Here is a 14,651-nt window from a genome sequence, read left to right as displayed (position 1 = left end):
TCTTATTGTGGTGAAATGCGAATGTATTTTAATTCATTCTGGGCAATTGTAAATGTTAAGGAATTATTTAGTGTGGTAAGCTGCTTGATTTCAGCTTTAGGTTGACTTGATTGTTCAATATGTTGCAAAATGGAACGTTCAATATATGTATTATCGAAAGACGGAGGCAATACATAGTCAATTAACCCATGTTCTTTATTAAGTGTTTGGATGAATACAACGGATTGTCTTGATAAATCATAATGCTTTAAAACAAATGTTTGAGAGTGATTTGTTGTTAAATGTTGATGTAATGCATTGAATAACAATATGTGTATGTTACTTTCGTCTTTAAAAACAATATAATTTTGATGCATATATAAACGTTTTCCGATAAAAGGGTTTATAAATTGATACAAATAGATTAACGGCTCATAAAGACAATAATGGTTCATTATTGCTAACTCTGTCTCATTTTTATTTATAAGTGAATAACCCACACCACAACCATTGGTAAGCATAGCCATCATATGACACATTAAATCTGAAAGTTTTAATGGAATATTGGATTCATAATATTTGAAACAATTTTTGGTTAATTTCGTATATACAAATTTAGTAGATGGAATATGTGATATTTCAATAAGTTTATTATAGCACTCAAAATAACTCATTTCTTTTTTGAAATCCTTATGCAGCGCATATAAAGAAGAACGTGTGTTAGATGTTTCGATATCAATGAAATTGAAGTCAAAGTTAAAATTATGTAACTGCTTTAAAGCCAAAGTTAATGAACTTGATTGATTGATCACACCTTCTACAGTTATAGCTAATTTAATTTGAGTATTTATATTTCGGATCTTACTTGAAAAACGCTTGATATCTTTAAGGGAAAGTTGTTTTGCATCAAAGAGTAACAGTAAGTTATCCATATTGCTTTGAATATCAAATGCCAGGGTAGAGTTTGTAATTTGTAAAATAATATTTTCGATTGCTATAAATTGATTTATTGTTTCAATACGTACCGCTAAGTGAACTTGATTTGAAAATACTGAATTCAAAAATGTTATCACAGTTGTGAGAGATAATTTTTCAAGAGCAAGGTTATTTAAGTTATTCAACAGTAAATATATTTCCGCAAAATCACTGAATTTCATTTTACTGTTTATGTTAGCTTGAATCATATCAGTTATATGATCTATGTGAATAAATACCTTGGGAACTTTGGTTAATGTGTCATAGCATAAATCATCTAAATCAACATTTATTTGATTATATTTGGTAGGTTGATTTATTTCTATTGACTTGAAATAGGGGGCATAATTAACAATATCCGCAGTAACAAGTTTTATTGGAATTGTGTTATTACGGTTACAATTTTTTCTATACATATTAGGTGTTATATTTAAATACTTTTTAAAATGATGTGTATAAATTGAATAATGATTAAAACCTACATGTTCTGAAATTCGATGGATGGTGTTTTGGGTATACATTAATTCGTCTAAGGAAAGTGCAATTTTTAAACTTGCAACATAATGTTTGAAATTAATGCCTAAATATTTTTTGAATAGAATGGAAATATAGGATGTTGAAATGTAAAAGACATTTGTGATTTCTTTTGAAGTAACGGGATAAGTACTATGTGTTTTTATAAATTCTGTAATATTATTTAATAAAGCATTCTCTGATAAGATGCTCGGAATATAGAGCGTGTCTAAATGAATTTTCGTTTCGCTATTTAAAATATCTATCAACTTAGAAATGGTTTGGTCATCCACTTCATATTGATTATATAATTGTTCTATCATAGTTAAAATATGATGTTTAATATCGTCAGTTGAAGTAAGTTGTTTGAAATTATAATAGGTGTTGAAAAACGGTTGATGCACTGTATTAAACTGTTGTATTGGTAATACGAGTTCTACAAGTTTAGTTGCATGCTTAATTTGAAATAAATCATTGTGATTAATAATGATAACATCATTATTTACAGATTCATATTTGCCATTAATTACAATGTTAAATTGATGATTTAAAGAAAATAGTACTATTACTTGATTTATACATCTTCGAGTATTAGTAGTTAAAAGTTCATGAATACATAATGTACCTTTCACTGATTAACAACTCCTGATAATAAATGTAATTTGTTACTGAATAAATTACATTATATAACAAAACGTTATGAATATTAATGCTTTAAATATAAAAAGTAATGTTGAATGACGTTTGTTACTTTATAAAATGAAGTCTCAGGAAATTCACAGTGCAAATATCATATTACAATTCATGTAATGAAATTGAATGAATAAAATAGAGACACACTATTATACAAATAAAAAGGTTACGCTTCATTTCTAGCCAATATCATATAAAAAAGTTATTGCGTTATTTATTGAAACCGATTACAATGATGTTATTGAAATTTTTGGAACCGGTTCTATTTTAATAGGAGGCTTACATATGAACTATAAGAAATCAGCTGAAGATATTTTACATGCAATAGGTGGAGAAGCAAATATTGATGCAATGGCACATTGTGCGACGCGTTTAAGGCTTGTCCTTAAAGATGAAAGCATAGTTGATGAAAAGAAATTATCTAATTTAGATGTGGTTAAGGGAACCTTTTCTACAGGGGGACAATATCAAATCATTATTGGTTCTGGGACAGTAAATAAGGTGTTTTCAGAGTTAGAATTAATAACAGGGAAAGAAGCATCAACAACCTCTGAAGTTAAATCTGAGGGCAATAAAAACATGAATCCATTTCAAAAATTTGTGAAAATGTTATCAGATATTTTTGTACCCATTATACCAGCTATTGTTGCTGGAGGATTATTAATGGGAATCAATAACATTCTGACTGCACCAGGAATATTTTATGATAAACAATCATTGATTGATGTGCATGATCAATTTAAAGGTTTAGCAGAAATGATAAATATTTTTGCTAATGCGCCCTTTACTTTATTACCTATTTTAATTGGTTTTAGTGCTGCCAAAAGATTTGGTGGTAATGCTTTTCTAGGAGCGGCATTGGGGATGATACTCGTCCATCCAGACCTGATGAGTGCATATGACTATCCAAAAGCTTTAGAAGAAGGTAAAGTCATTCCTCATTGGAATTTATTTGGTTTAGAAATTAACCAAGTCGGTTATCAGGGACAAGTTTTACCAATGTTAGCTGCTGCTTATATTTTGGCGAACATTGAAAAAGGGCTACGTAAAATTGTACCAACCGTTTTAGATAATCTATTAACACCGTTACTTTCTATATTGATTACAGCATTTTTAACATTTTTATTTGTTGGACCAATTACTAGGACGTTAGGTTACTGGTTATCTGACGGATTAACATGGCTATATGAATTTGGTGGTGCTATCGGAGGATTACTATTTGGCTTACTCTATGCACCTATCGTTATAACGGGTATGCATCATAGCTTCATTGCAATAGAAACACAACTTATTGCTGATAGTGCAACGACAGGAGGATCTTTTATTTTCCCAATTGCAACAATGTCTAATATCTCGCAAGGAGCAGCCGCAATTGCAGCATTCTTTATTGTGAAAAATAATAAGAAATTAAAAGGTGTGGCATCTGCAGCAGGTATATCTTCACTTTTAGGCATTACTGAACCAGCAATGTTTGGTGTGAACTTGAAACTGAGATACCCATTTATTGGCGCTATTATAGGTTCAGGGATAGGGTCAGCTTATATATCGTTTTTTAAAGTGAAAGGTATTGCACTAGGTACAGCAGGCATACCGGGATTTATTTCAATCAGTGGTCAAAATAATGGATGGCTACACTATGGTATTGGGATGATTGTTACATTTATAGTAGCATTCGCAATTACGTATGCCCTTTCATATAAGAAAGTATATAAGGATTCTGTAGAATAACGGCAAAGTGAAAATCTAGATTTTATAATGTTTACAAATATCAAAGAGGATCGGCAGGATGTCTGCCAATCCTCTATTGAATTTCTAAAACGATTGTTATAACTTTTGCTTACGCCAGAGAAAAGCACCAACAATTGAAACTATGACCAAAGATATTCCGATAACAATTAGCCATGAAATATAACTTTGATCATTAATAGGTAAAGGTACATTCATACCAAAAAAGCTAAAAACTAAAGTAGGTAATGTTAAAAACACTGTAAATAATGTGAGTGTTTTCATTGTATTATTCATTTCATTAGAAAGTAGTGAAGCATAAGAGGTCGTTATACTTTCCAGTATATCCGTGTACAACCCGGTCGTTTCAATTGCTTGGTTATTTTCAATCACTAAATCTTCTAACAAATCTTCATCTTCATCAAAACGTTTAATTGCAGGAAGTCTGAATAGTTTTTTTATAATACTGTCATTACCTTTCAGTGCTGCAAGAAAATATACTAAACTTTTCTCTACTTCCATTAAGTTATAAAGTTGTTTATTGGTAACATTATTCTTAAGATTACGTTCGATACGTAAACGTGTCTTATTAAGTAAACGTAAATTTCTATTATAGTGATTAGCAATAGTCAATAAGATATTAAGTGCAAATCGACTATGAAAGTGCAAGTTCATATTTTGACGTGCAAAATTTTCAAGGAATTCATTCTCTACATTACAAACGGTTAGTATCTTTTTATTCCCAATGATAATACCTAAAGGAATGGTAATAAATGAAAGTACCTTTAAGTTGGTATCATTAACAATAGGGATATCGACTATAATCAGTGAGTAACCAGTATCTTCGTCATATTCTACACGAGCACTTTCTTCAGAATCTAATGGATCTCTTATAAAGTCTTCGGGGATATTATATAAATTCATTAATGTCTCTATTTCTTCACGAGTCGGATCGACGACATTAATCCAAGAAGTATTATAATCCAATTTAGATTCAATAATCTCATGTGTATTTGCGTGTTTATATGGATTAATCATAATACAAATATATCCTTTCTTATAAAATTCTTTTTAATATTAGCGAAGAAATAGATAGATGACAAGATTTATTTAAATCGACTATTCATTATGTGGTCTCACTAAAAGACGTAAAGGGCCGTTAAAGATGATTTTAAATATGTGTTCAACTAAAGTATCTGGGGCCATTCTTTGCTCATCTTGTACCCAATGTTTAATCAATGAAATCATAGCCCCTGCAGTATAACTATGAAAATAGTCTAAAGGAATATCTGCAATTGTATTGTTTTTTGAAACATGTTTTTTCATATTATTCAGCATAATATCAGAAATTTTATTTTCAATTTGACTTTTACGTTCTAAGCTAAAAATAACTTTGTAGAAATCTATATGATCATATAAATAAGTCACTACTTTTATTAAAATGTCTTCTGTAAAATGCTTAGCAAAATCCTCTAAGTCATCATTCTGCATAATGACTCTGTCGAAATCGACTGCAGACGATAAAGCTAAGGTATATTCATCTTCTATCTTCGAAAGTAAAATATATTTATCTTCATAATGCAAATAGAAAGTACCGCGATTAATATCAGCCTGTGATGTAATATCTTGAATCGTTATGTTATCTAATGCTTTTATTTTCAATAAATTTATAAATGCATGTTTAATAGCAGCTTTCGTTTTTCTTACGCGTCGATCTTCTTGCATTATAAATGCTCCTTCCTACTTAATAGACAATTTAGGTCTATGTGTTGATAAATGAACAATACGTTAATCATTGCATATTGAATATCTTATATTCCTTATTATAATAAACAAAGTAATGAATCACCAATACGATAATATATAAGGAGTTTATGGTTATGAATATATTTAAAAATAAATTGTTATGGATTACACCAATAGTAATTTTAATATTATTAATTATATTTTCAACTGCGTTTTATCCTGCCTATAACCCGCAGCCTAAAGATATGCCTATTGCGATTGTAAATCATGATAAAGGTACGGATATACAAGGTAGAACTATCAATGTTGGAGAGAATTTAGAAGATAAATTGAGCGACAGTGAATCAGATAAGATAAAATGGATTAAAGTTGATAATGAAAAAGAAGCACGTCAAGGATTAAATGAGCAAAAGTATTTTGGTGTAGCAATCCTTGAACAAGACTTTTCTAAACAAGCTATGAGTCAAACACAACAGGTAGTCATGGATAGTAAGAAGCAAGAAATGGAAGACAAAATAAAATCTGGACAGATACCTCGAGAGCAAGCTCAACAAATGAAAGAGAAGATGGATAAATCTAATAGTGCGAATCATATCACAGGTGAGCAAGCGACATTTAAGGCAATAACAAACGGTGGCGCAAATTTACAAGCATCTCAAATTGCCAATAATGTATTAACTAGTATCGGCGATAACCTCAATAAACAAATTTCTAAACAGAGTTTAGCTACATTGGATAAACAACATGTGAAAGTGAGCGCTACAGATATTGAGGGTATTACGAATCCTATTAAAATAGATGATCAAACAGTAAATCCAGTTAAAAAGCATCAAGGTAGTGGAAATGCGCCATTCTTAATGTTCATGCCAGTCTGGATGAGCTCAATTGTTAGTTCTTTATTATTATTCTTTGCCTTCAGAAAAAGTAATAATATTAAGATTTCACAACGTTTAATTGCTTCTCTAGGGCAAATGATATTAGCAGTCATTACGGCTTTAGTCGGTGGATTTGGTTATGTTTATTTTATGTCTGGTGTTCAAGGGTTTGATTTTACAGATATAAATAAAATTGCTATTTATATCACTATAGCGATACTTGGTTTTATCGGTTTGATACTAGGGGTTATGACATGGTTAGGTATAAAGTCAATTCCAATCTTCTTTATACTCATGTTCTTTAGTATGCAGCTCGTCACATTTCCTAAGCAACTCTTACCACAATTTTACCAAGACTATATCGTAAGTTGGAATCCATTCACACATTATGCTGAATATTTAAGAGCGTTAATATATATGGGACAACCATTACAAATGAACGCAACAATGTGGATGTTTATTGGGTTTATGATTTTTGGAATACTTTCTATGTTACTTGCTTCAATAGTTAGAAAACATAGTGAAAAACGTACAGAAATACCGTCATAATTCAATAGGTTTATTTTTGGAAGGTGATACTTTTTAGATTGAAAAGTATCATCTTCTTTTATCATAAAACACGCTAAAGAATATTTAAAAATAAATTTATACAAGGTGATATCCTATTCAAATGTAATCCGCAAGTTAGCATAAACATAATGGTGAAATATTATTACAAGTTTAATAAGGAAAAAATTTAAATTTTAACGTTGTCTTAACACTAAATTAACAAAAATAAGTTACACTTCACATAGTTTACAAATAATTTAAAGAGGTGTGACAATGGATTCATCTGTGATGGAAATAATTTTCACTTTTATCGGTGGGTTAGGAATATTTCTATATGGTATTAAACAAATGGGTGACGGTCTTCAAGCGACTGCTGGTGATCGACTCAGGAGTATCTTAAATAAATTTACGAGTAATCCAATTATGGGCGTTTTAGCCGGCATGATTGTGACTATTTTAATACAAAGTAGTTCAGGTACAACAGTTATCACGATAGGGCTTGTAAGCGCAGGTTTCATGACGATGCGCCAAGCAATTGGAGTAGTAATGGGGGCGAATATAGGTACAACGGTTACAGCATTTATTATAGGTATTGATATTGGTGCTTATGCGTTACCCATTCTAGCAATTGGTGCATTTTTAATCTTCTTTATTCAAAGAAGAAAAGTTAAAAATATAGGTATGATTCTATTTGGTTTTGGAGCTCTTTTCTATGGATTAGAATTAATGAGTGGTGCCGTTAAACCATTAGCAAACTTAAAAGGATTCAATCAAATCATGTTAGACATGTCAGCGAATCCAATTTTAGGTGTGTTTGCAGGTACGCTAGTAACGGTCATTATACAAAGCTCAAGTGCAACTATTGGTATACTACAAGGATTTTTTGCTAATGATTTAATCAGTTTAAAAGGTGCCTTACCTGTATTGTTAGGCGACAATATTGGCACAACAATTACAGCTGTATTAGCAAGTTTAGCAGGTTCAATGGCTGCAAAACGTGTAGCAGCGGTACATGTGTTGTTTAATGTCATAGGTGCAACGATATTCCTAGCCATTTTACCGTTATATCAATGGGTTATGGAATGGATGCAAAGTGTATTACAGTTAAAACCTGAAATGGTTATCGCATTTGCACATGGAACATTTAATGTGACAAATACATTAATACAATTGCCATTTATATTTGTCCTAGCGTGGATAGTGACAAAAATTATTCCAGGTGAAGATTTAAATGAAAAATATAAACCAAGACACTTAGATAAAGGTATTATCGATAGGGCACCTAGCATTGCTTTACAAGAAGCGCAAGATGAAATTCAAAACATTGGTCGTATGACTTTTACGATGTTAAATGATGTAAACAATTATGACGTGAAAATTGAAAAAGAAATCATGCAAAAGCACGGCGCTGTGGAGAATATGTATGATAACGTTAGACAATATTTAACGAAAATTTCTGAGAAAAAATTATCTGAAAAAGACGCCAAAAGAATGTCGGTATTATTTGATGTAAATAGAACAATGGTAAAAGTAGCAGGTTTATCACAGGCGTATTTACTAGATTTAAAGAAAAAAGAAACAGAGTCGATTAAAATTTCAGATAAGGCTGAACAAAGCATAGATAAATTATATAATCATGTAAATATTTCTTTTGAAAAAACTGTTGAAATGTTTAATGTATATGACAGTGTGAAAAAGGATGAAATTGTTAATTTGAGTAAAGATTCATACATGCTCGAGCATGATTTAAGAAAAAAACATATTAAGCGATTAAGTTCAGGTGAATGTTCACCAGATGGCAGTCTATTGTATTTAGATTTAATTGCAATATTAGAACGTATTGGTTACCATTCTAGAAATATTTCAGAATCTATGATTAATATAGATGAACTTGAAACAGATGATCAGTCGCCCCATTCGCTTGAATGGGCCTACTAAACGCGATGTTATTACAAAGGCACTTTGAATATAATATCTTTTCTTTAGAAGATTAATGTAGTAGAAACGTAAAGGTTCTGAATTGTGAACCTTTACGTTTTTTTATTATAAAAAATTAACAATAGTTTAGGGTAAGCGTTTACACTATTATTCATAAGTTATTTATCTTACAATTATAAATAACTTATGAAATAAATGGAGGTTACTATTATGAGTGTATTAGATAAGTTCAAATTAGATAATCAGGTTGCTATCATTACCGGTGGTGCTTCAGGGTTAGGTAAAGCAATGGGAAAAGGTTTAGCAGAAGCAGGAGCGCATCTCGTTATAGCTGACATTAACTATGATTTAGCTAAAGCTACGGCAACAGAATTTGAAACTGAAACTGGTAATAAAGCAATAGCATGTAAAGTCGATGTGACAGATGTAGATGATGTAGCGCATATGGTAACCGATGTCATGAATCATTTTGGTCGTATTGATATCTTATTTAATAATGCTGGTATTAATGAGCATGTTAAATTTGAAGATATGGCATATGAACGTTGGATAAAAAATATGGATGTCAATATCAATAGTATGTTTTTAGTATCACAAGCCGTTGGAAAAGTAATGATTGAGCAGAAAAAAGGAACGATTATTAACACGTCTTCCATGTCAGGTATTATCGTAAATACACCACAACCTCAAGCTGCTTATAATACATCAAAAGGTGCTGTTATTATGTTTACTAAAAGTCTAGCTAGTGAATGGGCTCAACATGGTATTCGTGTTAATACCATTGCGCCTGGATATATGAAAACAGAGCTAACTAAGTCGTACTTTGCAAAGGGTGGAGACATGATAGATACATGGATGCGTTTCACTCCACTTGGTAGACCTGGGATACCTGAAGAGTTACAAGGTGCTGCACTATACCTAGCTTCAGATGCTTCATCTTTTGTGACAGGTAGTGTAATCACAGTTGATGGAGGTTATACAGCTTTATAAACTATAGTAAATATAACTTGATAAATAACTTCAATAAAGAAAACCTGAAATCTATGTGTGCAGATTTCAGGTTTTCTTTATATGAAAGGGCTATGAACATCAAACAATTATTGATTTTTAATAGAGTTACAATCATTTACGTAAGTAGTATTATAATTCTTAGTAAAGCGATAGGGATACTTGACAAAGGAACATGAGAAAGCTAATATTACTATAAATTAAAATTAGATTTAAGGGGGATTGTATGGCATCTATTAGTATCCTTGATCAAAGTCCAATTGATATAAATGAAACTGTAAGAGATGGTATCGCGCGCTCAGTTGAATTAGCACAATTAGCAGATAAATTGAATTATAAGCGATATTTTGTTGCTGAGCATCATAATATGCCACAAGTAGTAGGGACGAGTCCAGAAATATTAGTCACACATATTCTCAATCACACCCAGAATATACGGGTAGGTTCAGGAGGGGTGATGTTACAACATTACAGCCCATTTAAAATCATAGAACAATTTCATTTGATAAGTAATTTAGCGCCTGGAAGAGTTGATTTAGGTATAGGAAAGGCACCGGGAGGATTTCCTCTATCTACACAAGCATTACAAGCTGAATTGAAAGACCCACAAAAACCATTTGAAGATAAATTTCGTTTATTAAATCAATTCAATACACAGTCATTCTCAAAAGATGATGCATACAATCAGTTACAAACCTCAATTCGAAATAAAGAAGTAATTGCACCAAAAATATTTTTACTTGGAGGAAGTGAGCAATCAGCGCAACTTGCAGCTGAAGAACAGGTCGGCTTTATATATGCATATTTCATTAATTCTAATATCAATGTATTGAAACAAGCAATTAGCACATATAAATCGATATACCCTGAAGGTAAAGTAATTGTGGCAGTAGCCGCAGTTGTTACAGAAACACAAGATGATCAAGATCTGGTCGAAGAAGGAAGAACAAATTACGCTTTACATTTTAAAGATGGTAAAAAAATTACTGTTAATACAAAATCTCAAGTCGAGACGTTTAAAAAGCAAAGTAATGAAGTGTTTACAATTGAAGAAAAACAAATAGAAGTTTTTAATGGTTCTGCCAACGACATAAGTGATCAATTAAATCAACTTAATAAAGAGGGTAATATAAATGAATTTATGTTGCATATGCCAGTATATAAACATGCGCTAAGGGTTAAAACAGTTAAGCAACTTGCACCTATTTATAAAAAGAAATTTCAGAGAGAAGGGGTAGTATGAGTCGAAAAAAAATAGATTTTGGAATCATGTTGAACGGTCCAGGAAGTCATATGCATGCTTGGAAATCAAAAGAAGTACCAAGTGATGCGAGTACAAATTTTGATTTTCAGTTGGAAATTGCTAAAAAAGCAGAAGAAGCAGGCTTTAGTTTTTTATTCGTTGCAGATGGACTCTATATACATGAAAAATCGATACCTCATTTTTTAGACCGTCATGAACCTTTAACTTTTCTAGCGGCACTTGCACCAGTAACAAAGCATATTGGCTTAGTGGGAACTATTTCAACGTCATATAGTGAACCATTCACAGTCGCACGTCAACTTGCGACAATCGATAAGATTAGTCACGGACGTGCAGGATGGAACGTGGTGACATCTCCACTTGAAGGTAGCGCAAATAATTACAGTAAGGGTAAGCACCCTGAACATGATATAAGATATGATATTGCAGAAGAACATATTCAAGTCGTACAAGGATTATGGGATTCATATGAAGATGATGCATTTACATTTGATGTTAAGAACGATGCGTATGTTAATAAGAAAAAAATGCATACACTAGATTATAAAGGACAGTATTTTAATGTGAAAGGGCCTTTAAATACGAGTCGTTCAGAACAAGGGCAACCAGTAATATTTCAAGCAGGTGCCTCGCCAAAAGGTCAAGCATATGCTGCGAAATATGCAGATGCAGTATTTACGTTAGGTGAGTCTTTAGAAATTGCCAAAAGTAATTACGATAGTATTAAAGAGCAGGCTGTCGCATTTGGAAGGAATCCTGAAGATATTAAGGTCTATCCGATGTTAGCACCAGTTATTGGAAAAACGCATGACGAAGCGGAGGCACGATTTGATGAAATAAAATCATTAGCCACAATCGATGATGCTTTAGACTATTTAGGTCGTTATTATGATCATCATGACTTTAGCCAATATGATTTAGATGCCCCATTTCCTGAATTAGGAGAAGTAGGACAAAATAGTTTTCGTGCAACGACTGATGCCATTGCTAATAGAGCCAAACAAGGGAACTTAACTTTAAGAGATGTAGCTTTGGAAGAAACTGCCCGACGTTCGCCTTTTACTGGAACATATGAAGAAGTAGCAGACTTAATGATTGAGTGGTTTGAACAAGGTGCAGCAGATGGATTTATTTTTGGTCCACATATTTATGGAGAGATTTATGAAGATTTTTTAACTGAAGTATTACCTATATTAGAAACAAAAGGCTACTTCACTAAGCAGCATCAAGGTCATACATTGCGTGAAAACATAGGTGTACCCTATAAAGAAAATAGATACAGCAAATCAGTGATTACACATTAAGTTAATAAAAAATAGGCACACCTTATTTAATAAAGTGTGCCTATTTTTTTATTTATTTAGCAATTGTTAATGTGAAAGGCATGTCATGTGTCCATTTATTATCTGGCATTTCATCGGTTATAACTTCAGTAATATCACTGATTTTTGCGAATGATAGCGTAGAAGAAACATCGAATTTACTTTTATCTATAAGTGCTATCACATTTTCACTTTCTTGAACCATTTGTTTTTTTAGCTGTACTTCTGGTAGTGAAAAGTCAGTCAAACCATTTTGGAATGTAAAACCATTCGCAGATAAAAAGAAATAATCGATATGGTACATTTCCAGAATTTGAGAATCTATATTACCAGTAATTGCGTTTGAATCTTGAGAGACAAACCCTCCCACAACTAAGACAGTTAAGTGTGGATTTTCTTTTAATAATACTGCGTTTTCTAAGCCATTTGTAATAATCGTTAGTTCCATTGTTGTTTCTGATAATAGTTTGGCTAATTCGTAAGTCGTTGAACTCGCATCAATCATAATACATTGTTGTGGTTGGATTTTCTTCAGAGCAAATTTGCTGATTTTATATTTTTCAGTATGCTTTTGTGTTAAACGATATGAAAAGTTTAACTTTGAAGTTATATTTTCAGTAACTTTTGCGCCACCATGCGTTCGTGTCAATTTATTTTCACTTTCTAATCGTCTAAGGTCACTTCTAACAGTAGCTTCAGTAACACTTAAATAGTCAGAAAGTTGCTTTACAGTAGCACGTTTATGCGACTTGATATAAGTGTAGATATGCTCTCTACGTTCGTCTGCATACATTTTCAAATGAATCACATCCTCTTCAGTATCGTAATTCATTTTAACATAAATCATATATAAACAAAGCGAAAAAATACAAAATGAAAATAAACGAAAAAATATTTGAAAGAAATAAAAAAATATATTAGAATAATAGTTGTAAATGAAAGCGTTTTCTAATAAAAGGGGAGTTGCTGATATGATGAATAATAAAAATTATCCAAACAAAATGAATGCAGTAGTAGCTTATGCACCTGGTGACTATAAATATGAAACTGTCAATACACCAACAATCGATGACCCAAAAGAAATTGTTGTTAAAGTAGAGGCTTGCGGTATTTGTGCAGGTGATATTAAAGCTTATGGTGGTGCGCCAAGTTTCTGGGGAGATGAAACACAACCTTCATATATTAAGGCGCCAATGATACCAGGTCACGAATTTATCGCGCGTATTGTAGATAAAGGTGAAGCAGTTGAAGATTTTGAAATTGGTGATCGTGTAATTTCTGAACAAATTGTTCCTTGTTGGGACTGTAGATTTTGTAACCGTGGAGAATATTGGATGTGTGAAAAGCATGATTTATATGGGTTCCAAAATAATGTGAATGGTGGAATGGCTGAATATATGAAATTTACCAAAGAGGCCATCAATTATAAGGTGCCTGAGGATATGCCAATTGAAAAAGCAATTTTAATAGAGCCATACGCATGTAGTTTACATGCAGTACAGCGTGCAAATATTAAATTAGGAGATTTCGTTGTACTATCCGGAGCAGGCACTTTAGGCTTAGGAATGGTCGGTGCAGCTAAAAAATCTGGAGCAGAGACATTAGTCGTACTAGATATGAAAGAGGATCGCTTAGAATTAGCAAAACAATTTGGTGCGGATATAGTCATGAATCCAGCGAAAGTAGATGTTGTTAAAGAGATTAAAGATATGACTGAAGGCTATGGTTGTGATATTTATATTGAAGCTACGGGACATCCTAAATCAGTTGAACAGGGATTAAGTGCAATTAGAAAACTGGGACGTTTTGTAGAATTTTCAGTATTTGGAGAGCCTGTAACAGTAGATTGGAGTATTATTTCTGATCGTAAAGAACTTGATTTATTAGGTAGCCATTTAGGTCCTTATTGTTATCCGCTTGTAATTGACGGTATTCAAAAAGATGATTTTCCCACAGAAGGGGTTGTAACGCATCAACTAGCACTAAAAGATTTTGAAGAAGGATTTGAGCTAATGAAAAAAGGTGATAAATCATTAAAAGTAGTGCTCGTACCATAAATAACTA

At 32.0% G+C, this 14,651-nt stretch carries 11 protein-coding genes; 7 read left to right on the top strand and 4 right to left on the bottom strand.

Features of this window, described 5'->3' with window-relative positions; translation table 11 throughout:
- Positions 1–2 precede the first annotated feature (2 nt).
- The gene (gene rsp / locus BK821_RS00995; protein WP_046835800.1) at positions 3–2,099 is read right to left on the bottom strand and encodes an AraC family transcriptional regulator Rsp; all 2,097 of its coding nucleotides are present in this window, start codon (positions 2,097–2,099) and stop codon (positions 3–5) included.
- 346 nt (positions 2,100–2,445) lie between these two features.
- Here rsp and BK821_RS00990 point away from each other — a divergent pair, with 346 nt between their 5' ends.
- Positions 2,446–3,888, top strand: coding sequence for a sucrose-specific PTS transporter subunit IIBC (locus BK821_RS00990; RefSeq protein WP_046835799.1), 1,443 nt, complete (start codon positions 2,446–2,448; stop codon positions 3,886–3,888).
- A 96-nt stretch (positions 3,889–3,984) separates the two neighbouring features.
- Here the strand turns inward: BK821_RS00990 and BK821_RS00985 are convergent, their stop codons facing one another.
- The gene (locus tag BK821_RS00985; RefSeq protein ID WP_046835798.1) at positions 3,985–4,923 is read right to left on the bottom strand and encodes a magnesium transporter CorA family protein; all 939 of its coding nucleotides are present in this window, start codon (positions 4,921–4,923) and stop codon (positions 3,985–3,987) included.
- 81 nt (positions 4,924–5,004) lie between these two features.
- Entirely contained in the window at positions 5,005–5,610 is a 606-nt protein-coding gene (locus tag BK821_RS00980; protein WP_071330988.1) for a TetR/AcrR family transcriptional regulator, read from the bottom strand.
- A gap of 155 nt (positions 5,611–5,765) precedes the next feature.
- Between BK821_RS00980 and BK821_RS00975 the strand changes: the two genes are divergently transcribed.
- From BK821_RS00975 to BK821_RS00955, 5 genes are all read left to right on the top strand, one after another.
- Positions 5,766–7,055 (top strand): YhgE/Pip domain-containing protein, encoded by a 1,290-nt coding sequence (locus tag BK821_RS00975; protein ID WP_071330987.1) that lies wholly within the window; start codon positions 5,766–5,768, stop codon positions 7,053–7,055.
- Between the two features lie 273 nt (positions 7,056–7,328).
- Positions 7,329–8,993, top strand: coding sequence for a Na/Pi cotransporter family protein (locus BK821_RS00970; protein ID WP_071330986.1), 1,665 nt, complete (start codon positions 7,329–7,331; stop codon positions 8,991–8,993).
- A 210-nt stretch (positions 8,994–9,203) separates the two neighbouring features.
- On the top strand, positions 9,204–9,983 hold the full coding sequence (locus BK821_RS00965) for an SDR family NAD(P)-dependent oxidoreductase (RefSeq protein WP_046835794.1): 780 nt from the start codon (positions 9,204–9,206) through the stop codon (positions 9,981–9,983).
- Between the two features lie 244 nt (positions 9,984–10,227).
- Positions 10,228–11,244, top strand: coding sequence for an MsnO8 family LLM class oxidoreductase (locus BK821_RS00960; RefSeq protein WP_071330985.1), 1,017 nt, complete (start codon positions 10,228–10,230; stop codon positions 11,242–11,244).
- Entirely contained in the window at positions 11,241–12,569 is a 1,329-nt protein-coding gene (locus BK821_RS00955; RefSeq protein WP_046835792.1) for an LLM class flavin-dependent oxidoreductase, read from the top strand. Before BK821_RS00960 ends, BK821_RS00955 begins: the two co-directional genes overlap by 4 nt.
- A gap of 52 nt (positions 12,570–12,621) precedes the next feature.
- On the opposite strand, the gene BK821_RS00950 is transcribed toward BK821_RS00955, so the two are convergent.
- The gene (locus BK821_RS00950; protein WP_069822914.1) at positions 12,622–13,386 is read right to left on the bottom strand and encodes a DeoR/GlpR family DNA-binding transcription regulator; all 765 of its coding nucleotides are present in this window, start codon (positions 13,384–13,386) and stop codon (positions 12,622–12,624) included.
- 175 nt (positions 13,387–13,561) lie between these two features.
- On the opposite strand from BK821_RS00950, the gene BK821_RS00945 reads away from it, so the two are divergent.
- The gene (locus BK821_RS00945; RefSeq protein WP_046835978.1) at positions 13,562–14,644 is read left to right on the top strand and encodes an MDR/zinc-dependent alcohol dehydrogenase-like family protein; all 1,083 of its coding nucleotides are present in this window, start codon (positions 13,562–13,564) and stop codon (positions 14,642–14,644) included.
- Positions 14,645–14,651 lie beyond the last annotated feature (7 nt).

Origin of the sequence: Staphylococcus sp. LCT-H4 (assembly GCF_001866145.1) — a bacterium.
Taxonomy (GTDB): Bacteria; Bacillota; Bacilli; order Staphylococcales; family Staphylococcaceae; genus Staphylococcus; species Staphylococcus succinus.
This window is presented reverse-complemented; position numbering and strand designations above follow the sequence as displayed.